This is a genomic window from Roseovarius halophilus (ex Wu et al. 2025) (assembly GCF_047086965.1).
Genome location: NZ_JBKOTX010000097.1, coordinates 1 through 20,648, shown reverse-complemented (window position 1 = coordinate 20,648; position 20,648 = coordinate 1). Strand labels below are relative to the sequence as shown.

The window sequence follows — 20,648 nt, the reverse complement described above, 5'->3', positions numbered from 1 at the left end:
CGGCACGCCGCGCATCGCCGGGCGGCTGCTGCGCCGGGTCGTGGATTTCGCCGTGGTCGAGGGCGACGGCACCGTGACCCCCGAGATCGCCGACCGCGCGCTGACCCGGCTGGGGGTCGATCACCTCGGGCTGGACGGGGCCGACCGGCGCTACCTGACGCTGATCGCGGAAAACTACGGCGGCGGCCCGGTGGGAATCGAGACGATGTCGGCGGCCCTGAGCGAGAGCCGCGACGCGCTGGAAGAGGTGATCGAGCCCTACCTGCTGCAACAGGGCCTGATCCAGCGCACCCCGCGCGGGCGGATGCTGGCCGCCAAGGCCTGGACCCACCTGGGTCTAGAGGCGCCGAAACCGCCCGGTCAGTCGGACTTATTCGGCGCCTGACCCGGGGCCGCCCTGTTGCATCCCGCCCGGTTCTGGCGCAGGACCTGCTTGGCAACCGGGGCACGAGGAGCGCGGCACATGGGCGTTTTCGAGAAATACCTGTCGGTCTGGGTCGCGGCGGCTATGGTGCTGGGGATCGCCCTGGGCAACCTGGCCGCGCCGTTGGTCGCGGCCATCGCGGCGGCGGAGGTCGCCAGCGTCAACCTGGTGGTCGCCGTGCTGATCTGGGCCATGGTCTATCCGATGATGGTGGGCGTCGACCCCGGATCGCTGGGGCAGGTGGCGCGCCAGCCGCGCGGGCTGCTGATCACGCTGGCCGTCAACTGGCTGATCAAGCCTTTCACCATGGCCGCGCTGGCGGTGTTGTTCTTCGAGGTGGTCTTTGCCCGCTGGATCGCGCCCGCGGATGCCCAGCAGTATATCGCCGGGCTGATCCTGCTGGGGGCGGCGCCCTGCACGGCCATGGTCTTTGTCTGGTCGCAACTGACGCGGGGGGACGAGAATTACACCCTCGTGCAGGTCACGGTGAACGACCTGATCATGGTGGTGGCCTTCGCGCCGATCGTGGCGCTGCTGCTGGGGGTCACGGATATCGCCGTGCCCTGGGAGACGCTGCTGCTGTCGGTGCTGCTGTTCATCGCGCTGCCGCTGGCGGCCGGGCTGCTCACCCGGCGCAGGCTGGGCACGCGCGCGGCGATCGCCGCCTTCCAGGGCCGGATCAAGCCAGTCTCGATCGTCGGCCTGATCGCCACGGTGGTGATCCTCTTCGGCCTGCAAGGGCAGGTGATCCTGGCCAGACCGTCGGTGATCGTCCTGATTGCCGTGCCGATCCTGTTGCAGAGCGTCGGTGTCTTCGCCCTGGCCTATGCGGCGGCCTTTGCCCTCAAGGTGCCGCACCGCATCGCCGCGCCCTGCGCGCTGATCGGCACGTCGAATTTCTTCGAACTGGCCGTGGCCGTGGCGATCAGCCTTTTCGGCCTGAACTCGGGTGCGGCGCTGGCGACCGTGGTGGGCGTTCTGGTCGAGGTGCCCGTCATGCTGACGCTGGTCGCCTTCGCCAACCGCACGCGCGCACGTTTCGCCGACTGACCGCAAGGAGACGAGGACGCGATGACGAGGCTTTCCGCCGACCGGATCGAGGCGCTCTTCACCCGCGCCGACGGCACCTTCCTTTGTGCGCGCTGGGGGCGGCCGATCGTGCCCATCGTCTTCGGGGTCGAGGATCAGACCCTTTCCGTGATCAAGGGCGCTTTCGAGGCCGTCTGCGCCCTGTCCGGACACACCATGGCCGAGACCGACCCCGAACTGGGCGCCAACACCATGGTGTTCTTCTGCCGCGACTGGGCCGAACTGACCCGGGTGCCCGACCTGGACCGGCTGGTGCCCGACCTCGGCCCGCTGGTGGGCCGGCTGGCGGCGCAGGATGCCAACCAGTATCGCATCTTCCGGTTCGACGCCGGCGGCGCGATCCGGGCCTGTTTCATCTTCATCCGCATGGACGCCGAGATGTCTCGCGTCCCGGCGGACACCCTGGCGCTGTCGCAGGCGGTGCAGTCGATCCTGCTTTGGTCCGACCAGGCCTTCACCGAGGCTTCGCCGCTGGCCATGGCCGAGGGTGTCGCGGTTCTGCGCCCCGAGGTTGCCGGGGTGATCCGGGCCGCCTACGATCCGATCCTGCCGGCCGTGGCGCAGGACCCGAGCCACGCCCTGCGCCTTTTCGCCCGCCTGGAGGCCCCGCAATGACCCACCGCCTGCCGATCCGCGTCTATTACGAGGATACCGACCTTGCCGGGATCGTCTACTATGCCAATTACCTGAAATTCATCGAACGCGGCCGCACCGAATGGGTGCGCGAGTTGGGCCTCGACCAGGTGCGGCTCAAGGCCGAGCAGGGCGTCGTCTTCGCCGTGCGCCGGGTCGAGGCGGACTACATCCAGCCCGCGCGCTTCGATGACGCGCTGACAGTCGAGACCTCGGTGGAAGCCCTGACCGGCGCGCGGCTGGTGGTGAAACAGGACGTCACCCGCGACGGTGTCGTCCTGTTCTCGGCCATCGTGACGCTGGTGGCGCTGGGGGACGACGGACGCCCGGTGCGCCTGCCCGACGCGTTGCGCCGAACTCTGCACTGACCAGGGCGCCGCGCCCTGCTATCCTGTCGGCTGCACTACCCTCAGATAGGGGCTGAGACGGGTAGACGTCGCGCCGAAGTCGCGCCAGACATATGTCTCGGGCCCGTCGTCGGGGATGATCTCGTCGGCGGGCCGCAGCGCCGATGGCGGTTTGACACTCCGGTTGTCCGCCCTGCGGGGCGGGCGACGCCGCACAGGCCAGCGGTAATCCGCCGAAATCGAGGCTGACGGCCCTCGGAAATGTGCGTCCCCGGCGCGGTTTTCTTGGCTTTCCGCGTCAAATCCGGGTAAACCTTTTCCCAAAGAGGCCGTAACCGGCCCGCAAACAATGAGCAGGCAGATGGAAGCAGCATCCGACTACACGATGTGGGCCTTGTTCGCCCGCGCCACGATCACCGTGAAACTTGTCATGATCCTACTGATCCTGGCCAGTGTCTGGTGCTGGGCGGTGATCATCGACAAATGGGTCCAGTTCCGCCGCGCGCGGGCCGAAGCGCGGGTCTTCGACGAGGCGTTCTGGTCCGGCAACCCGCTGGACGAGCTTTTCGACCGCATCGGCCCCAACCCCGATGGCCGGTCCGAGCGCATCTTTGCCGCCGGCATGACCGAGTGGCGCCGCAGCCACCGGCAGGATGGCGGATTGATCGCAGGCGCGCAGGCGCGGATCGAACGATCCATGGATGTGGCCATCGCCAAGGAGGCGGAAAAACTCCAGAAGGGTCTGCCGATCCTGGCCACCGTCGGGTCGACTGCACCCTTCGTGGGGTTGTTCGGCACGGTCTGGGGCATCATGAACGCCTTTATCGAGATCGCCGAGCAACAGAACACCAACCTCGCCGTTGTCGCCCCCGGCATCGCCGAGGCGCTGCTGGCCACGGGCCTGGGCCTGCTGGCGGCGATCCCGGCGGTGATCTTCTATAACAAGCTGAGTTCGGACAGCGACGGAATCGTGAGCGGCTACGAGGCCTTCGCGGATGAATTCGCCACCATCCTTAGCCGCCAGTTGGACAGCTAGTCATGGGCGCCGGTGTCATGAAATCTGGCGATGGGGGCGGGTCACGCCGCAGGCGGCGCACGCGGCGCAGCCAGCCCATGTCCGAGATCAACGTCACGCCCTTCGTGGACGTGATGCTGGTGCTTCTGATCATATTCATGGTCGCCGCGCCCCTGATGATCGCCGGGATCGAGGTCGACACGCCGGACACCGCCGCGGGCGCCCTGCCCAGCGAGCAGGAGGAACCCCTGGCCGTCACCCTGACGGCGGATGGCCGGGTCATGCTGATGACCACGGAGGTGCCGCGCGGCGAATTGCTGGGGCGTTTGCAGGGCATCCTGGAAGAACGCGAGAGCGACCGCGTTTTCGTGCGCGCCGACGGCAGCCTGCCCTACGAAAGGGTGGCCCGGATCATGGGCGCTCTCACGGCGGCGGGGATCACCAACATCTCGCTCGTGACCGAGAGCGGCGGGCCCGGGCTGGACGAGGCGGACGGCTAGGCCGAAACAGACATGAGTGCGGGACTTTACATATCGGGCGCGGGTCATGCGGCCCTGATCGTCTGGCTGCTGGCGGGGTGGGGGCTTGAGTCCCGGCCGTTCGACATGCAGATGACCGAAGTCTCGGTAATCTCGGAAGACGATTTCGAGGACATGATGCGGGCCGGGGAACCGGACGCGCCGAACGAGGAGGTGGTCGCCCCGACTCAGCCCGAGATCGAGACGCAAGAGCCCCTCGCGCCCGACGAAGACACCGCGCCGCAGGTATCCGAGCCGCCGGCGCCGGTGGAAACACCCGACCCGGAGGCCCCCCCGCCCCCGCCCGAGATGAACACGCCTGACGCCGAGGTGACCGACACGGTGCCGGATCTGCCGCCAATCTCGGAAACGCCTGCCCCGCCGCCGTCGACCGAGCTGGGCGAGAGCGCGCGCCCGGTTCCGCGCCCCTCCGAGCGCATCGCGCCCGATCCGGTCGCGCCGCCGGACCCGGATACGCAGGTCGATGATCAGGTGGCCGAGGCAACCTCGGACACCGCCACCGAGGACGAGACGGTCGAAGAGGAGGTGGACCAGTCCACCGCCCCCGAGGAGGCCGCCCCCGAGATCGTGACCGAGGCTGAAACCCCCTCGGGGGCCCCCGAGGTCAGCCTGCGCCCGCAGGCCCGGCCCAGCCGCCCGGCGCCGCAGACGGCCGAGACCGAAGAGGCCGAGAGCGAGCCCGAAGAGAGTGAGACCGTCGACCCCGTGGCCGAAGCCCTGGCCGAGACGGCCTCGGACCCGGACCCGCAGCCCAGTGCCGGGATCGCGGGTGGCCAGTTGAGCGAGTCCACCAAGACCGGTTTTCTGCGCCAGATCGGCAAGTGCTGGAACGTGGGCAGTGCCTCGACCGCTGCGCAGCGCACCAAGGTGACCGTGGCCTTCTCGATGACCGAAAATGGTCGCGTGAATACCAGCTCCATCGAATTGCTCGGATTCGAGGGCGGCAGCCAGGCGGATGCGGACGTGGCCTATCGGATGGCCCGCTCCGCGCTGCTGCGCTGCCAGAATGAGACGGATGGCGCGGGCTATGACCTGCCTGCCGACAAGTATGAGCAGTGGCGCAACGTGGAACTGACTTTCAACCCCGAGAACATGACCTCATGGTAGATGGCAACGGCTTTTCCCCACGACAGGGCGCTTGTCATGCGGCTATTGCACTGGCAGGCGATCCTGAGAGAATGGAGACGACATGATGACCCGGTTCCTGACCTTCCTGATGGCGCTTTTCCTTGCCACGGCGGCGGCGGCGCAAAACCCGCTCCGGTTGGAGCTGACCGACGGCGTCATCGAGCCGCTGCCCTTCGCCGTGCCGGGCTTTCATGCCGAGACCGACGATGCCGGTGAGCTTGCCGCCGACATCAGCCGCGTCGTCGCACAGGACCTGACCGGAACCGGGCTGTTCCGGCAGATCCCGCGCTCGGCCTTCATCTCGACCCCCGACAGCTTTACCGACTCCATCTCCTTCGCCGACTGGCGCGCGATCAATGCGCAGGCCCTGGTGACCGGCGCGGTCGCAACCGATGGCGGGCGGCTGACGGTGAAGTTCCGCGTCTACGACGTCTTCTCGGGCGCCGAGATGGGCGGGGGATTGCAGTTCAGCGGCACGCCCGACGGCTGGCGTCGCATGGCGCACAAGGTCGCCGACGCGGTCTATTCCCGCATCACCGGCGAAGAGGACTATTTCGACAGCCGCGTTGTCTTCGTGGCCGAATCCGGCCCCAAGGACAATCGCGGCAAGCGCCTTGCGATCATGGATTACGATGGCGCGAACGTGCAGTACCTGACGGACAGCAGCGCCATCGTCCTGGCCCCGCGCTTCAGCCCGAACGGGGACAGGGTGCTTTATACCAGTTACGACAGCGGATTTCCGCGAATCAACGTGCTTGATGTCTCGACACCGGGTGGCCGTCAGCAACTGACCACCCAGGATGGCGAAATGGCCTTCAGCCCGCGTTTCAGCCGCGACGGCGAACAGGTGATCTACAGCCTGTCGAATGGCGGCAATACCGATATCTGGCGCACCGACCTGCGCTCGGGCCAGCACAGGCGGCTGACCAATGCCCCCTCGATCGAGACCGCGCCCTCCTTCAGCCCCGATGGCGACCGCATCGTCTTCGAAAGCGACCGGTCCGGCCGGCAGCAACTCTATGTCATGGGTGCCGATGGCGGTGAGGCGGAGCGCATTTCGTTTGGCGAGGGGCGCTATGGCACGCCGGTCTGGTCGCCGCGCGGGGACCTGATCGCCTTCACCAAGCAGAACGCGGGCCGCTTCCATATCGGCGTGATGCGCACCGACGGCAGCGAGGAGCGCCTGCTGACCGCGTCGTTCCTGGACGAGGGCCCGACCTGGGCGCCCAATGGCCGGGTCATCATGTTTTCGCGTGAAACCCGCGGGGCCGGTGGCACCTCCAGCCTGTTCTCGGTCGATATCACCGGGCGGAACCTGCAACGGGTGCCAACGCCCGCTGGCGCCTCGGACCCCTCCTGGGGGCCCTTGCAGCGCTGACCACGCATTGGTGATTTCTTAGAGCCGCGGGCCATGCTATGCTGAGCGCAACGAGCGTGAACAAGAATGACAGGACACATCGAATGACACATGCACTCAAGGCGGCCCTTCTGCTTGGCGCGCTGGCGCTGAGCGCCTGCACCAACGCCGACCGTTTCAACACTCCCGACGCGGGCGACTCCGGCAGCCGGACCGGGATCGACCAATCCGAGCTGGGCTCGGCCGACGACCCCGAAAGCCCGGCCTATTTCAACCAGACGATCGGCGATCGGGTGCTTTTCGCGGTGGACCAGTCCACGCTGTCCGACGATGCGGAATCGGTGCTGGAGGGGCAGGCCCAGTGGCTGTTGACCAATTCGGATTACCGGGCCGTGATCGAAGGCCATGCCGACGAACAAGGCACCCGAGAATACAACCTAGCGCTGGGCGCGCGCCGGGCCAACGCGGTGCGCGACTTCCTGGTGTCGCAGGGTGTGGCCGCCAACCGCATTCGCACGGTCAGCTATGGCAAGGAACGTCCGCTCGCGGTCTGCTCCGATGAAAGCTGCTATTCGCAGAACCGCCGGGCCGTGACGGTGATCTCGCTCGGCGCGACAAGCTGACCGGTTGAGGGGCGGGGAGGTCACGATGCTGCGCAGGGGACTTCTTTCGGCGGGTCTGGTGCTGGCGCTGGCGTCTCCGGCGACGGCCCAGCAGGACCAGACGCTTGCCGACATCCGGACGGAACTCAGTGCCCTCTACGGCGATCTTGAACAGCTGCGGGACGAGTTGAGCGCCAGCGGATCGTCCGCGCGCGACGGTGTCGCGGGGGCCTCTCCGCTGGATCGCCTCATCGCCATCGAGACCGAACTGACCCGCCTGACCGCCAAGACCGAAGAGCTTGAATTCCGCATCGAGCGGATCGTCAGCGATGGCACCAACCGCATCGGCGACCTGGAATTCCGCCTGTGCGAGCTGGAAGAAGGTTGCGACGTCGGCAGCCTTGGCAGCACGCCGACGCTGGGCGGCGACCAGACCGTCCCCGAGGATCAGCCCGCGCAGACCTCGGAAACCGGCCCCGAACTGGCCCGGGCCGAGCGCGAGGATTTCGAGCGCGCCCAGATGGCCCTCGACGAGGGCGCCTACCGCGAGGCCGCCGACCTGCTTGCCAGCTTCGGCGAGACCTACCCCGGCTCGCCGGTCGCGGCCGAGGCCCACCTGCTGCGCGGCAAGGCCCATGACGAACTGGGCGAGACCTCCAGCGCGGCACGCGGCTTTCTCGACAGTTTTTCCGCGGCGCCGCGCGGGCCCGTCGCACCCGAGGCCCTGACCCGCCTGGGTACGTCCCTGGGGGCGCTGGGCCAGCAACAGAACGCCTGCATCACCCTGGGCGAGGTCGAGACCCGCTTTCCCGACAGCGACCAGGTGAACGTGGCGCGGCAGGCGATGCAATTCCTCGAATGCGGCTAGCGCCGGACCGGGCGGCGGCGCAGGGCCGGGATGCCGCGCTCTTGCAGATCGTCGCGCGCTGCTTTCCCGACGGCCCGCCCGGCCGCATTGGTGTGGCGGTCTCGGGGGGCGGGGATTCCGTCGCGCTTTTGCACCTTGTCTGGCGTTGGGCGCGGCAGATCGGCCAAAAGATCGAGGCGGTCACCGTCGATCACGGGTTGCGCCCCGAGGCGGCGCAGGAAGCCCGCGCCGTGGCGGATTTCTGTGGCCGGCTCGACATTCCTCAGACAACCCTGCGTTGGCAGGGTGCGGACGGCGGCAACACCATGGCCGCTGCGCGTGAGGCCCGCTATCGGCTGATCGCCGAGTGGGCGCAGGACCGTGGTATCGGGGCGGTCCTTCTGGGCCATACCGCCGATGACGTGGCCGAGACCTTTCTGATGCGGCTGGGGCGCAAGGCCGGTGTCGACGGGCTGGCTGCCATGGACGCGACCTTCCGCCGTTATGGCGTGACATGGGTCCGGCCCCTCTGGCGGCAGCGGCGCGACGACCTGCGCGCCTACCTGCGGCGCAATGCGGTCGGTTGGGCCGAGGACCCGACGAACCAGGACCCACACTATGACCGGACCCGCGCGCGGGCGGTGCTGGCGGAGCTGGAGCCGCTTGGTGTCGATGTCGCAGGGCTGACGGAAACGGCCCAGGCCCTGCGCATGGCGCGCTCGGCGTTGGAGCATTACACTGCGCAAGAGGCGCAGCGCCATGTGACCGAGGACCGGGGCGACCTGCTGATCCCGCGCCGCGCGCATCCCCCGCTGCACCCGGAAATCGAACGGCGGCTGCTCTCGAAGGGGCTGCAGTGGGTCGCGGGCGCGGCCTACGCCCCGCGCCAGACGACCCTGGCCAACCTCGAGGCCGCTTTGGCAAACGACGGGCCGAGGCAGACCGCTGCGGGCTGTCTGGTGATCGCGCAGGCCGGGCCGGTTCTGCGCCTTGCCCGGGAATACAATGCCGTCCGGGACAGGCGCTGTGCGACAACCCGCCTCTGGGATGGGCGCTGGCAGCTGGACGGCCCCCATGCGCCCGACCTGGAAATCCGGGCGCTGGGCGCGGCGGTCAAGGATTGCCCCGACTGGCGCGACACCGGCCTGCCGCGCGCGTCGCTCATGGCCTCGCCGGCGGTCTGGCAGGGCGATGCGCTGATCGCCGCGCCCTTGGCCGGGCGCAATCCCGCCTGGACTGCGCGGATTGTCACGTCTTTCACCTCCTGCCTGCTTTCGCATTGAAGAACGGGCCAACGTGTCTATCTTGGTAAGGCACGGCGGCGCATCGCGCGCCCGTGCCCGAATCTAGAGGAGTACGCCGTGGGAAACGCGCGCAATCTGGCCTTCTGGGTCGTCCTGTTCATCGTGATCATCGCCCTGTTCCAACTTTTCGGTGGCGATCAGGGAACGAACAGCAGCAGCACCCGAAGCTATACGCAATTCGTCCAGTCGGTTGAATCCGGCGCGGTGACCGAGGTCACCATGGACGGGGAAAAAATCTATTACGAAGGCTCCGACAGCCGCAGCTACATGACGGTCGTCCCCGGCGACGCCGAGGTGACGAACCTGTTGATGAACAACGGGGTGGCGGTCGAAGCCCGCCCGCAGGAACAGTCGGGCTTCACGACCTTCCTGCTGGGGCTTTTGCCCTTCCTGCTTTTGATCGGGGTCTGGATCTACTTCATGAACCGCATGCAGGGCGGCGGCAAGGGCGGCGCCATGGGCTTTGGCAAGTCCAAGGCAAAGCTGCTGACGGAGAAGCACGGCCGCGTCACATTCGACGAGGTTGCCGGCATCGACGAGGCCAAGGACGACCTCGAAGAGATTGTCGAATTCCTGCGCAACCCGCAGAAGTTCTCGCGGCTTGGCGGCAAGATTCCCAAGGGCGCGCTGCTGGTCGGCCCCCCGGGGACGGGCAAGACGCTGCTCGCCCGCGCGGTCGCGGGCGAGGCGGGGGTGCCCTTCTTCACCATCTCGGGGTCTGACTTCGTGGAAATGTTCGTCGGCGTTGGGGCAAGCCGCGTCCGCGACATGTTCGAACAGGCCAAGAAGAACGCGCCCTGCATCGTCTTCATCGACGAGATCGACGCGGTGGGCCGGTCGCGTGGCGCGGGCTACGGCGGCGGCAACGACGAGCGGGAACAGACGCTCAACCAGTTGCTGGTGGAAATGGACGGCTTCGAGGCCAACGAGGGAATCATCATCGTGGCGGCGACGAACCGTCCCGACGTGCTGGACCCGGCTTTGCTGCGGCCGGGCCGGTTCGATCGGCAGGTGCAGGTGCCCAACCCCGATATCAAGGGCCGCGAGAAGATCCTCGGCGTCCATGCACGGCAGGTGCCGCTGGGCCCCGACGTGGACCTGCGCATCATTGCGCGCGGCACACCGGGCTTCTCCGGGGCAGACCTTGCCAACCTGGTGAACGAAGGGGCGCTCATGGCGGCCCGGGTGGGGCGGCGCTTTGTCACCATGGCGGATTTCGAGAACGCCAAGGACAAGGTCATGATGGGGGCCGAGCGGCGATCCATGGTCATGACTGAGGACGAGAAGAAGCTCACCGCCTATCACGAGGCGGGCCATGCAATCGTCGGGTTGAACGTCCCCCAGCACGACCCGATCCACAAGGCTACGATCATCCCGCGCGGCCGGGCGCTTGGCCTGGTGCTGAGCTTGCCGGAACGTGACCAGCTCTCGGTGACCTATACCAAGTACAAGTCGCAGCTTGCCATGGCGATGGGCGGCCGTGTGGCCGAGGAACTGATCTTTGGCCATGACAACGTAACCTCGGGCGCGGCTTCGGATATCCAGCAGGTTACCAAGATCGCCCGGGCCATGGTGACGCGCTTCGGCTTCTCGGACGAGCTGGGGATGATCGACTACTCCAACGACGAGTCGCAGATGGTCCCGGTCAGCACCGTCTCGCCTGACACACAGGAGAAAATCGATGGCGAGGTGCGCCGCCTGGTGGACGAGGCCTACGAGCGGGCGCGGCAGATCCTTACCGACAAGGCCGAGGAACACGAACGTCTGGCCCGGGGCCTGTTGGAATACGAGACCCTGACCGGCCAGGATATCACCAAGGTGATCAACGGCGAGCCGCTCAATCGCGACGACGACGCCGACGACACGCCGCCCACCAGCGGCAGTTCGGTCACCGCCATCCCCAAGACCAAGGGGCGCAAGCCCAAGGGCCCGGAGCCGGAACCCGAGCCTACCTGACGCCTTTGAAAAGCCCCGCCTGACCGGCGGGGCTTTTTGCTGTCGCAGGGGGCCTTGCGCGAGGGCGGGAAACGTCGGACCATCGGGAATTGCAACCAGACCGAGTTTTCCGCATGCCCGCGCTGACCCCCACGGACCACCACGCCACGATCACCTGGCTGGGCCGAATGGCCGAGCGGCGGGAACCGGCCGTCGATGGCATCGCGCTGGACCGGCTTGAGCTGGGGTTCGAGGGGTTGACGGATGCCCCGTATGCGGGGCGCACGCGGCCCTCCTGCGCGCGGGTCACGGCGCAGCACCGGCGAGGCACCGAAATCGCTAATACCCGGCAGGTGAGCATCGTCAGCGGCGAGGAACTGGCCCTGATCGCCGCCGCCTTGGGGCTGCAGGCGCTGGACCCGGCCTGGCTGGGCGCGACGGTGGTGGTGACGGGGCTGGCGGATCTCAGCCACCTGCCGCCCTCGTCGCGCCTTCAGGCCGAGGCGGGCACCACGCTTGTCATCGACATGCAGAACCGCCCCTGCCACCAGCCCGGCCTGACCGTCGACCGACACCAGCCGGGCCACGGCAAGGCCTTCAAGACCGCCGCCCGGGGCCGGCGCGGGGTGACCGCCTGGGTCGAGCGACCCGGCACCCTGGCGCTTGGCGACCGGCTGCGCCTGCACATCCCAGACCAGCGCGCCTGGGCGCCCTGAGCCGCACCGCCGCGAACAAAGGCCCGTGGCCGGACAGACACCGGACCAGCACCGACGATTCCGGATGTGAAAATGTCGCAATCGCGGTGCAATGGCTGCTCATGTCGTGTTTAGGGTGTGACAGCATGTGACCACGCCCCGCCGGGGCCGATCCCAGGGAAGAGACCGCACCAATGGCATTCAAGACCGACATCGAAATCGCCCGCGAGGCAAAGAAGAAGCCGATCCAGGAAATCGGCGCCAAGCTGGGAATCGACAGCGAGTACCTGCTGCCCTACGGCCACGACAAGGCCAAGGTCAGCCAGGAGTTCATCAATTCCGCCAAGGGCAATGCCAAGGGCAAGCTGATCCTGGTCACCGCCATCAATCCGACCCCGGCGGGCGAGGGCAAGACGACCACCACCGTGGGCCTGGGCGACGGTCTCAACCGCATCGGCAAGAAGGCCGCGATCTGCATCCGCGAGGCCTCGCTCGGGCCGAACTTCGGCATGAAGGGCGGGGCCGCGGGTGGCGGCAAGGCACAGGTTGTCCCGATGGAGGACATGAACCTGCACTTCACCGGCGATTTCCACGCGATCACGGCGGCGCACAACCTGCTGTCGGCCATGATCGACAATCACATCTACTGGGGCAACGAGCTGGAGATCGACGAGCGCCGCGTCACCTGGCGCCGGGTCATGGACATGAACGACCGCGCCCTGCGCGACACCGTGACCTCGCTGGGCGGGGTGGCCAACGGTTTCCCGCGCCAGACCGGCTTTGACATCACGGTGGCCTCGGAAGTCATGGCGATCCTGTGCCTTGCCAGCGACCTGGAGGACCTCGAGCGGCGCCTGGGCGCCATGATCGTGGCCTACCGCCGCGACAAGTCGCCGATTTACTGCCGCGACATCAAGGCCGACGGCGCCATGACCGTGCTGCTCAAGGACGCGATGCAGCCCAACCTGGTGCAGACGCTGGAAAACAACCCGGCCTTCGTCCATGGCGGCCCCTTTGCCAACATCGCGCATGGCTGCAACTCGGTCACCGCGACCACCACGGCGCTGAACACCGCTGACTACGTGGTGACCGAAGCGGGGTTCGGCGCCGACCTGGGCGCCGAAAAATTCATGAACATCAAGTGCCGCAAGGCGGGGCTGGCCCCCGATGCGGTGGTGCTGGTCGCCACGGTGCGCGCGATGAAGATGAACGGCGGCGTGGCCAAGGCCGACCTGGGCGAGGAGAACGTGGAGGCCGTGCAGGAGGGCTGCGCCAACCTCGGCCGCCATATTGGCAACCTCAAGCAGTTCGGCGTGCCGGTCGTGGTGGGAATCAACCACTTCGTCACCGACACCGACGCGGAGATTCAGGCCGTGAAGGACTACGTCGAAACGCAGGGGTCCGAGGCCGTGTTGTCGCGCCACTGGGAGCTGGGCTCGGAAGGCTCCGAGGAGCTGGCGCGCAAGGTGGCCGAGATCGCCGACAGCGGTGCCAGCCAGTTCGCACCGCTCTACCGCGACGACCTCGGGCTGTTCGAGAAGATCGAGCGCGTGGCCACGGCGATCTACCGCGCCGACGAGGTGCTGGCGGATGCCAAGATCCGCAACCAGCTCAAGGAATGGGAGGATGCCGGATACGGCGACCTGCCGGTCTGCATGGCCAAGACGCAGTATTCCTTCTCGACCGATCCGTCGCTGCGCGGCGCGCCGACCGGGCATTCGGTGCCCGTGCGCGAGGTGCGCCTATCGGCGGGCGCGGGGTTCATCGTGGTGATCTGCGGCGAGATCATGACCATGCCGGGCCTGCCGCGGCAGCCGGCCTCGGAGAACATCCGCCTCAACGACGAAGGCCTGATCGAAGGCCTGTTCTGATCCGGCGGACCGCCGCTGTTGCCTTCCCTGCGGGGAAGGCAATGCGCCCCGCCCGCCGTCCCGTCCGGAGCATTCCATGACTGCATCCCATCGTGCCGCCCTGATCGACGGCAAGGCCATCGCCGCGCGGAAGCGCGCCGAGGTCGCGCAGGAGGCCACGGCGCTGGCCGCCGAGGGCTGGCAGCCGCGGCTCGTGTCCATATCGGTGGGCGATGCGGCGGAGGCCGCGCTCTACGTGCGCAACCAGCAGCGCAGCGCCGAAAGCGCGGGGGTACAGTTCGAGGCGCGCAACTACGAGGCCGCGATGTCGCTGGAACAGCTTGTCGGCGTGTTGCAGGGGCTGAATGCCGATCCACGGGTCAACGGGATCATCATCCAGCGCCCCCTGCCGGAGCATATCCCGGTCAAGGCCTTGCAGAAGGCGGTGCATCCGCTCAAGGACGTGGAAGGGATGCATCCCGCATCCATCGGCAACATTGTCTACAACGATCTGGCCCTTGGCCCCTGCACCGCCGTTGCGGCGGTGGAAATCCTGAAAACCCTGCCGCTGCGACCGGAGGGACTGGACGTCACGGTGATCGGCCATTCCGAGATCGTGGGCAAGCCGATTGCCTTTCTGCTGATGGGGCTGGGGGCGACGGTGACCGTCTGCCATCACATGACCCGCTCGGTCGCCATGCACAGCCGGGCCTCGGATGCGGTCTTTGTTGCCGTCGGCAGGCCCGGGCTGGTAACCGGCGACATGGTCAAACCCGGTGCGGCGCTGATCGACATTGGCATCAACCGCATCGAGACGCACGAGGGGGGCCGTACCGTCGGCGATGCCGATTTCGACAGCTGCGCCCGGGTAGCGGGCTGGATCACGCCGGTGCCCGGCGGGGTCGGCCCGGTGACGGTGGCGGTCCTGATGCAGAACGCGGTGCTTGCGACGCGGCTCCAGAAAGAGCACTACGCAGCCCAATACGCCAATACGGAGGTATGAGATGACGGCCAGGGTGATCGACGGCAGGGCCTTCGCGGCCAGGGTCCGCGAAAAGGTGGCGGGCCACGTGGCACGCCTGAAAGAGGACCACGGGATCACCCCCGGCCTGGCGGTCGTTCTGGTGGGCGAGGACCCGGCGAGCCAGGTCTACGTCCGCTCCAAGGGCAAGCAGACCGTCGAGGTCGGCATGGAAAGCTTCGAGCACAGATTAGAGGCCGACACGCCCGAGGCGGACCTGCTGGCGCTGATCGACCGGCTGAACGGCGACGCCTCGGTGCATGGCATCCTGGTGCAGTTGCCGCTGCCCGATCACATGAACGCCGATCTTGTCATCAATGCCATCGACCCGGCCAAGGACGTGGACGGCTTTCACATCTCGAACGTCGGCCTTCTGGGAACGGGGCAGAAGAGCATGGTGCCCTGCACGCCCCTGGGCAGTCTGATGATGCTGCGCGATCATCTGGGCGATCTTTCGGGGCTGAACGCCGTGGTGATCGGGCGGTCCAACATCGTGGGCAAGCCCATGGCGCAATTGCTGCTGGGCGAGAGCTGCACCGTGACCATTGCCCATTCCCGCACGCGCGATTTGCCAGGCGTTGTGCGCGAGGCCGATATCGTCGTGGCTGCGGTGGGCCGGCCGGAAATGGTGCCCGGCGACTGGATCAAGCCCGGAGCGACGGTGATCGACGTCGGCATCAACCGCCTGCCTGCCCAAGAAGAGGGCGGCAAGGGCAAGCTGGTCGGGGACTGCCACTACGAAAGTTGTGCCGAGGTGGTCGGCGCCATCACGCCGGTGCCCGGCGGTGTCGGGCCCATGACCATCGCCTGCCTGCTGGCCAATACCGTCACCGCCTGCTGTCGCGCGGCCGGCCTGCCCGAGCCCGATGGGTTGACGGCCTGACAGGCCGGAGCGGGCCCGGCGACGCCATGCCGGCCTGCTGGCTCTGCCTTGAGCTGATCGGTGCGGTGATCCCGCCCCGTCCATCCCCGGCGCGGACAAGACAAGACGCGCGACATCTGCTGTGATCTGTTCGGGCTGGGTCGGTTTGCGCATTGGCTTTTTCCGCCTTAATCTTGCCTCGCCATTGTTTTCGTCGGTTTTGGGAGTGGTCTCCCGGTGTTCAAGGGGTGGTAAGGGGTATGTCGCAAGTCTGGCGGGCGCTGGGTCGGGAATTTTCCGGGGTTGTGCGCGAGGCCTGGCCGGGATGGGCCCCTGCTCTGGGGCTGATGGTATTGGCCACGCTGGGCAAACCGTTTGCCGCGGTCGCCGTGCTGCCTCTGCCGCTGGAGGCGCTGACTTGGGCGGGTATCATTTCCCTGGGGGCGCTCGTCGCCCTGATAATTCGCGCGGCGCTGCGCCTTTGGCGACACGATCTTGCCCCCAGCCGCGAGACCTTCGTGGTGTCCGGCGCGTTGACGTTGGTGTATGCGCCTTGCCTGTACCTTGGGTTGTCGCGCTTCGGACCCGCGCCGAACCGGGTCTATACCCTGTCGGTGGTGCTGGCCGCGGTGCTCATGCTGTCCGCGCTGCGCGCGGCCATGGTCCCGCCGGCCCCGTCCGCGCCGCGTCGCGACCGGCTGCATCAGCGGCTGAACGTCGCCGCGCCCGCGCGCATTGACTGGCTGAGTTCGGCCGATCACCACGTCGTAGTGGTCCTGTCGGATGGCCAGACAATGCGCTTGCGCCTGCGGTTGCGCGATGCAGTGGCCGAGATGGACGTGACCGAGGGGTTTTGCGTGCATCGCTCGCACTGGGTGGCCCTGACGGCGATTCGTGCGGTCGAGACCACGGGCACCCGCGAACGGGTGGTCCTGACATCGGGTGACACCGTGCCGGTCGGGCCGAAATACCGGCACAACCTAGTCTCGGCCGGTTTTTTGAAGGATTAGAGCGCGGCCAGGGGCACGGCGACCGCGCGTCGCCCGGTCAACACCGCAATCGCGCCGGGGGCCATGTGCCCGCGCAGCACCGGCTCGGTGGCCCGCAACCCACCGGTATAGGCGCCGAAGGCGGGCAGGATCACACGGTCTTGGTCCATCAGGAAACAGGGGCGCGCTGCCGTGGTGCCCGGCACCCGCGCCTTGGGATGAAAATGCCCCGAGACCTCGGGGACATCCGGGGTGGCGATATGGCGAAAGCGCAGCCCCTCCAGGTCCAGCTCGGCGAGGTGACTGCCGCCCAGGGCCACGGGGCCGGGGTCGTGATTGCCCTCGATCCATGTCCAGTCGCGCCCGGCCTGAAGCCGTGACAAATGCAGCCGCACCGCATCGGGCAGATCGCCTGCCGCGTGCAGGTCATCGAAACTGTCGCCCAGGCAGATCACATGGCGCGGTGCCGTCTCGGAAATCGCGCTGTCCAGCCGGGCCAGCGTTTCCCGCGTCTCATAGGGCGGCAGCAGGCCGCCGCCCCGCCGCGCGATGCGCTCGGACTTGCCCAGGTGCAGGTCCGACACGCACAGCAGGCCCATGGCCGGCCAGAACAGGCTGCCATCGGCGCGGGCCTGCAGGTCATGACCGCCAAGCTTGATCGGGTGATGCGACATGGTCCGGACTTGGCCCAGCAGCGCGGGGCCTGCAAGATCAAAGCGCGGCGAGACCGGCCGCGGCCATCAGGCGCTCGGCCTCGTCCTCGAGCAGCCGCTCGCGCCCCTCGCCCGCGATGGGAACCTTACCCGGTTCCAGCAGCAGCGGGGCCGCCAGCGGTGACACCCGGTTCAGCCGATGGTGATCGACGCCCTTGATGCGGCCCAGCATCTCTTCGATCCGGCCGAAATCGACCAGCCCGCGCAGGGCCTCGTCGCGGGTGATGCGCATCAGCAGGTGATCGGGATCATACTTGGCCAGCGTGTCGTACAGGATGTCCGAGGAAAAGGTCGCCTGCCGCCCGGACTTTTTCGGGCCGGGCATGTTGCGCTCGATCAGCCCGGCGATGGTGGCGGCCCCGCGAAAGGTGCGTTTCATCACCGCGTTGCCTTGCAACCAGTCGTCCAGGCCCGCCCGCATGTCGCCCGGGTCCAGAAGGGCGGCGGGGTCGGCCACGGGGTCCAGCCCCCAGATCAGCAGGGCATAGTCGGTCATCACGAAGCCCAGTGGCGACAGGCCCGCCGCCTCCATCCGCTGGGTCAGGATCAACCCAAGCGTGCGATGCGCGTTCTGCCCGGCAAAGCCGTACAGGCACAGGTGCTCGCGCCCCTCGTGCGGGAAGGTCTCGACCAGCAGCCGATCGGCCGAGGGCATCCGGCTGACCTCGCGCTGCAGCGCCAGCCAGTCGGCGGTATGTCCGGGAAGGTTCGGCCAGCTGTCCTGGTTCAACAGCCGCAGGATACGCGCCGACAGCTGGGTCGAGGTGGCGAATTTCGTGCCCGAGAAGACGGCGACCTTGGGCTCGCGCCCCGGTGTGCGGCTGACCTCGACGGTCAGTTCCTTCAACCCCTCGTAGCGCACAACCTCGCCGCCGATCAGGAAACGGTCACCGGGGGTGAGTGATGCGGCAAAGGCCTCCTCGACCTCGCCCAGCGTGCGATTGCCGCGCCGCATCCGGACCTTGAGCAGATCGGCATCCTGGATCGTGCCGATATTCATGCGAATGCGTTGCGCCGCGCGGGGGTCGCGCAGGTGCCACCGGCCCTGGGTCTGTTTCAGCCGCTGCCACTTGTCATAGGCGCGAAAGGCGTAGCCGCCGGTCGCACAGAAGGACAGGCAGTCGTCGAAGGCGGCGCGGCTCAGATCGGCATAGGCCCCGGCGGTTCTGACCTCGCCGAACAGGTCGTCGGCCTCGAAGGGCCCCGCACAGGCGCGAATCAGGATGTGCTGGCACAGTACGTCCAAAGGGCCGGGGCCGCGCGGCGCACCATCGAGATCATGGGCCTGCGCCGCCTCCAGCGCGGCGACGCATTCCACCACCTCGAAGCGGTTGGCGGGCACCAGAAGCGCCCGGGAGGGCGCGTTATAGCGGTGATTGGCCCTCCCGATCCGCTGCACGAGCCGCTTGACATTCTTGGGCGCACCGATCTGGATCACCAGATCGACATCGCCCCAGTCGATCCCCAGGTCGAGCGAGCCGGTGCAGACGATGGCCCGCAGCTGGCCCGCCACCATGGCCGCCTCGACACGCTCGCGCTGATCGCGGCTGAGGCTGCCTTGGTGGATGCCGATGGGCAGGTCGTCTTCGTTCGCCAGCCAGAGATGGTGAAAGAAGATCTCGGCTTGGGCGCGGGTGTTGTGGAAAATGAGCGTGGTGTTGTGCTTTTTGACCTGCGCCAGAACTTCTGGAATCGCATATTTTGCCCCACCGCCGGACCAGGGCGGGCGGCTGTCTGTCACCAGCATCTCGATGTCCGGGTCCGGGCCGGGATCGGCGGTCAGGATCGGGCAGGGGTCTGGGTGGCGCACAAGGGTCGCGGCGATCGCCTGTGGATCGTCCACCGTGGCAGAAAGTCCGACGCGGCGCAGCCCCGGTGCCAGGCTTTCCAGCCGCGACAGGGCCAGCATAAGCTGATCGCCGCGCTTGCTGTCGGCCAGGGCGTGGATTTCATCCACGATCACCCTTTGCAGCCCGGCAAAGATGCGCGGCGCGTCCTCGTAGCTGGTCAGCAGCGCCAGCGACTCCGGTGTGGTCAGCAGGATATGCGGCGGATCGGCCCGCTGACGGCGCTTGGTGGCATAGGTCGTGTCACCGGTGCGGTCCTCGATGCGGATGGGCAGCCCCATTTCCGCGACCGGGGTGGTCAGGTTGCGCCGGATATCCGTGGCCAGTGCCTTGAGCGGTGAGACATAGAGCGTGTGCAGCCCGGCATGCGCCCCGTCCGCCAATTCCACGAGGCTGGGCAGGAACCCGGCCAGTGTCTTGCCGCCCCCGGTGGGGGCGATCAGCAGGGTTGCCGGGTCGGCGGCCCGGTCCAGCATCTGCTGCTGGTGGGGGTGGATGGCCCAGCCCCGTGCAGCGAACCAGTCCGTGAAGATCGGGGGCAGGGCGGTCATGGCGCAAACCTAGGTCGCCGCAGGCCTCTTCGCCAGCACGCCCGGCTTCTTTGGGTCGGAAATACCGCGGGGGAGTCGCGCGCCCGGCGCGCGACTGGGGGGCAGCGCCCCCCGCCCGGTTGGACGGGAACGGCTCGTCCGAACCGATTGTCAGCGCGTGATGGCCTCGTCGCGCACGACCATGTTGGCCCAGGCGCGGTCGATCAGGTCGGGGCGCATCTGGTAGGGGATGCCCTCGAAGTCGCAGATTGCGGTGATCTGGTCGATCAGAAAAACCGGCTGGTAGCGGGCATAGACGTTGCCGATGCTCGGGTATTTTTCCTGAAACAGATGGACAAGCGTGTCTTCGTCCAACGGCATGCCCTTCTGGCGGGCGGCCAGGGCGAATATCTTGAGGAAATCCTCCTGGGTTGGCCCGTCGATCCTGATCTTGAAGAAGATCCGGCGCAGCGAAGCCTCGTCGAAGATTTGGTTGGGGTGGAAATTGGTCGAGAAGATCACCAACGTGTCGAAGGGCACCTCGAACTTCTCGCCCGATTGTAGCGCCAGGATGTCGCGGCGTTCCTCCAGCGGGACGATCCATCGGTTGATCAGTTGCTGCGGCGGTTCGGCCTGCCGTCCCAGGTCGTCGACGAGGAAGACGCCGCCCGAGGATTTCAGCTGCAGCGGTGCCTGATAGGTCCGCGCGGTGGGGTTGTAGACGAGATCGAGCATGGACAGTGACAGCTCGCCGCCGGTTACGACTGTACCGGGGCACGGTTCTGAGACAGCGCGTTGCGCTGGTTAGGCCGCCATCTTAATCCCCGTGACGGCTTCGGGTTCAAGGGCTTTTTGCTCGGCCCTGATCTGATCGGGTGTTTTGTACCCGTGACGCTGCCGTAGCCATGAGGCATTGTATTC

At 67.4% G+C, this 20,648-nt stretch carries 19 protein-coding genes and 1 pseudogene; 17 read left to right on the top strand and 3 right to left on the bottom strand.

The features are described 5' to 3' along the window. The 17 genes from ACH107_RS18435 to ACH107_RS18355 form a co-directional block, all read left to right on the top strand. The coding region (locus tag ACH107_RS18435; protein ID WP_412507074.1) for a Holliday junction DNA helicase RuvB C-terminal domain-containing protein at positions 1 to 385 on the top strand (385 nt) is incomplete at its 5' end. A gap of 78 nt (positions 386 to 463) precedes the next feature. Beyond that, positions 464 to 1,474 carry an ACR3 family arsenite efflux transporter gene (gene arsB / locus ACH107_RS18430; protein WP_310690488.1) on the top strand — a complete coding sequence of 337 codons (1,011 nt, stop codon included), beginning with the start codon at positions 464 to 466 and terminating at the stop codon, positions 1,472 to 1,474. A gap of 21 nt (positions 1,475 to 1,495) precedes the next feature. Continuing rightward, complete coding sequence (locus tag ACH107_RS18425; protein WP_310690487.1) at positions 1,496 to 2,128, top strand: hypothetical protein; 633 nt, start codon at positions 1,496 to 1,498, stop codon at positions 2,126 to 2,128. Then, positions 2,125 to 2,514, top strand: a complete 390-nt coding sequence (gene ybgC, locus ACH107_RS18420) for a tol-pal system-associated acyl-CoA thioesterase (protein ID WP_310690486.1) — start codon at positions 2,125 to 2,127, stop codon at positions 2,512 to 2,514. The genes ACH107_RS18425 and ybgC overlap by 4 nt, the downstream gene beginning before the upstream one ends. Before the next feature lie 340 nt (positions 2,515 to 2,854). After that, positions 2,855 to 3,529, top strand: coding sequence for a protein TolQ (tolQ, locus tag ACH107_RS18415; protein WP_310690485.1), 675 nt, complete (start codon positions 2,855 to 2,857; stop codon positions 3,527 to 3,529). A 2-nt stretch (positions 3,530 to 3,531) separates the two neighbouring features. Then, the gene (locus ACH107_RS18410; RefSeq protein ID WP_310690484.1) at positions 3,532 to 4,008 is read left to right on the top strand and encodes an ExbD/TolR family protein; all 477 of its coding nucleotides are present in this window, start codon (positions 3,532 to 3,534) and stop codon (positions 4,006 to 4,008) included. Positions 4,009 to 4,020: 12 nt separating this feature from the next. Next, a complete protein-coding gene (locus ACH107_RS18405; protein WP_310702684.1) occupies positions 4,021 to 5,154 on the top strand; it encodes a cell envelope biogenesis protein TolA in 1,134 nt (377 codons plus the stop codon). Between the two features lie 82 nt (positions 5,155 to 5,236). Next, the gene (gene tolB / locus ACH107_RS18400) at positions 5,237 to 6,553 is read left to right on the top strand and encodes a Tol-Pal system beta propeller repeat protein TolB (protein WP_412507073.1); all 1,317 of its coding nucleotides are present in this window, start codon (positions 5,237 to 5,239) and stop codon (positions 6,551 to 6,553) included. 83 nt (positions 6,554 to 6,636) lie between these two features. After that, complete coding sequence (pal, locus tag ACH107_RS18395) at positions 6,637 to 7,155, top strand: peptidoglycan-associated lipoprotein Pal (RefSeq protein WP_412507072.1); 519 nt, start codon at positions 6,637 to 6,639, stop codon at positions 7,153 to 7,155. A 25-nt stretch (positions 7,156 to 7,180) separates the two neighbouring features. Then, positions 7,181 to 8,002: a tol-pal system protein YbgF gene (gene ybgF, locus ACH107_RS18390; protein WP_412507071.1), complete on the top strand. Its 822-nt coding sequence runs from the start codon at positions 7,181 to 7,183 to the stop codon at positions 8,000 to 8,002. Beyond that, positions 7,993 to 9,264, top strand: a complete 1,272-nt coding sequence (gene tilS / locus ACH107_RS18385) for a tRNA lysidine(34) synthetase TilS (protein ID WP_412507070.1) — start codon at positions 7,993 to 7,995, stop codon at positions 9,262 to 9,264. The genes ybgF and tilS overlap by 10 nt, the downstream gene beginning before the upstream one ends. A gap of 78 nt (positions 9,265 to 9,342) precedes the next feature. Then, positions 9,343 to 11,241 (top strand): ATP-dependent zinc metalloprotease FtsH, encoded by a 1,899-nt coding sequence (gene ftsH, locus ACH107_RS18380; protein WP_412507069.1) that lies wholly within the window; start codon positions 9,343 to 9,345, stop codon positions 11,239 to 11,241. A gap of 113 nt (positions 11,242 to 11,354) precedes the next feature. Further along, positions 11,355 to 11,936 (top strand): MOSC domain-containing protein, encoded by a 582-nt coding sequence (locus ACH107_RS18375; RefSeq protein ID WP_412507068.1) that lies wholly within the window; start codon positions 11,355 to 11,357, stop codon positions 11,934 to 11,936. A gap of 173 nt (positions 11,937 to 12,109) precedes the next feature. Continuing rightward, on the top strand, positions 12,110 to 13,786 hold the full coding sequence (locus tag ACH107_RS18370; RefSeq protein ID WP_412507067.1) for a formate--tetrahydrofolate ligase: 1,677 nt from the start codon (positions 12,110 to 12,112) through the stop codon (positions 13,784 to 13,786). Between the two features lie 76 nt (positions 13,787 to 13,862). Beyond that, positions 13,863 to 14,768: a bifunctional 5,10-methylenetetrahydrofolate dehydrogenase/5,10-methenyltetrahydrofolate cyclohydrolase gene (locus tag ACH107_RS18365; protein ID WP_412507066.1), complete on the top strand. Its 906-nt coding sequence runs from the start codon at positions 13,863 to 13,865 to the stop codon at positions 14,766 to 14,768. Between the two features lies 1 nt (position 14,769). Next, positions 14,770 to 15,669, top strand: coding sequence for a bifunctional methylenetetrahydrofolate dehydrogenase/methenyltetrahydrofolate cyclohydrolase FolD (folD, locus tag ACH107_RS18360; protein WP_412507065.1), 900 nt, complete (start codon positions 14,770 to 14,772; stop codon positions 15,667 to 15,669). 239 nt (positions 15,670 to 15,908) lie between these two features. Then, positions 15,909 to 16,658, top strand: coding sequence for a LytTR family DNA-binding domain-containing protein (locus tag ACH107_RS18355; protein ID WP_412507064.1), 750 nt, complete (start codon positions 15,909 to 15,911; stop codon positions 16,656 to 16,658). Here ACH107_RS18355 and pdeM read toward each other — a convergent pair. The 3 genes and pseudogenes from pdeM to ACH107_RS18340 all read right to left on the bottom strand — a co-directional run. Further along, the gene (pdeM, locus tag ACH107_RS18350) at positions 16,655 to 17,311 is read right to left on the bottom strand and encodes a ligase-associated DNA damage response endonuclease PdeM (protein WP_412507063.1); all 657 of its coding nucleotides are present in this window, start codon (positions 17,309 to 17,311) and stop codon (positions 16,655 to 16,657) included. The two genes, ACH107_RS18355 and pdeM, sit on opposite strands and share 4 nt — an antisense overlap. 37 nt (positions 17,312 to 17,348) lie before the next feature. Next, the gene (locus ACH107_RS18345) at positions 17,349 to 19,748 is read right to left on the bottom strand and encodes a ligase-associated DNA damage response DEXH box helicase (RefSeq protein ID WP_412507062.1); all 2,400 of its coding nucleotides are present in this window, start codon (positions 19,746 to 19,748) and stop codon (positions 17,349 to 17,351) included. 150 nt (positions 19,749 to 19,898) lie between these two features. After that, positions 19,899 to 20,495: pseudogene (locus ACH107_RS18340) on the bottom strand (ATPase); the annotation flags it as partial. Positions 20,496 to 20,648 lie beyond the last annotated feature (153 nt).

What these genes read in the sequence shown, in the direction of transcription:
- tolQ (WP_310690485.1), top strand. Translation starts at nt 2,855, where the DNA reads ATGGAAGCAGCATCCGACTACACGATGTGGGCCTTGTTCGCCCGCGCC.
- ACH107_RS18375 (WP_412507068.1), top strand. Translation starts at nt 11,355, where the DNA reads ATGCCCGCGCTGACCCCCACGGACCACCACGCCACGATCACCTGGCTG.
- tolB (WP_412507073.1), top strand. Translation starts at nt 5,237, where the DNA reads ATGATGACCCGGTTCCTGACCTTCCTGATGGCGCTTTTCCTTGCCACG.
- pdeM (WP_412507063.1), bottom strand. Translation starts at nt 17,311, where the DNA reads ATGTCGCATCACCCGATCAAGCTTGGCGGTCATGACCTGCAGGCCCGC.
- tilS (WP_412507070.1), top strand. Translation starts at nt 7,993, where the DNA reads ATGCGGCTAGCGCCGGACCGGGCGGCGGCGCAGGGCCGGGATGCCGCG.
- ACH107_RS18365 (WP_412507066.1), top strand. Translation starts at nt 13,863, where the DNA reads ATGACTGCATCCCATCGTGCCGCCCTGATCGACGGCAAGGCCATCGCC.
- folD (WP_412507065.1), top strand. Translation starts at nt 14,770, where the DNA reads ATGACGGCCAGGGTGATCGACGGCAGGGCCTTCGCGGCCAGGGTCCGC.
- arsB (WP_310690488.1), top strand. Translation starts at nt 464, where the DNA reads ATGGGCGTTTTCGAGAAATACCTGTCGGTCTGGGTCGCGGCGGCTATG.
- ACH107_RS18370 (WP_412507067.1), top strand. Translation starts at nt 12,110, where the DNA reads ATGGCATTCAAGACCGACATCGAAATCGCCCGCGAGGCAAAGAAGAAG.
- ACH107_RS18410 (WP_310690484.1), top strand. Translation starts at nt 3,532, where the DNA reads ATGGGCGCCGGTGTCATGAAATCTGGCGATGGGGGCGGGTCACGCCGC.
- ACH107_RS18425 (WP_310690487.1), top strand. Translation starts at nt 1,496, where the DNA reads ATGACGAGGCTTTCCGCCGACCGGATCGAGGCGCTCTTCACCCGCGCC.
- ybgF (WP_412507071.1), top strand. Translation starts at nt 7,181, where the DNA reads ATGCTGCGCAGGGGACTTCTTTCGGCGGGTCTGGTGCTGGCGCTGGCG.
- ACH107_RS18355 (WP_412507064.1), top strand. Translation starts at nt 15,909, where the DNA reads ATGTCGCAAGTCTGGCGGGCGCTGGGTCGGGAATTTTCCGGGGTTGTG.
- ACH107_RS18405 (WP_310702684.1), top strand. Translation starts at nt 4,021, where the DNA reads ATGAGTGCGGGACTTTACATATCGGGCGCGGGTCATGCGGCCCTGATC.
- ACH107_RS18345 (WP_412507062.1), bottom strand. Translation starts at nt 19,748, where the DNA reads ATGACCGCCCTGCCCCCGATCTTCACGGACTGGTTCGCTGCACGGGGC.
- pal (WP_412507072.1), top strand. Translation starts at nt 6,637, where the DNA reads ATGACACATGCACTCAAGGCGGCCCTTCTGCTTGGCGCGCTGGCGCTG.
- ybgC (WP_310690486.1), top strand. Translation starts at nt 2,125, where the DNA reads ATGACCCACCGCCTGCCGATCCGCGTCTATTACGAGGATACCGACCTT.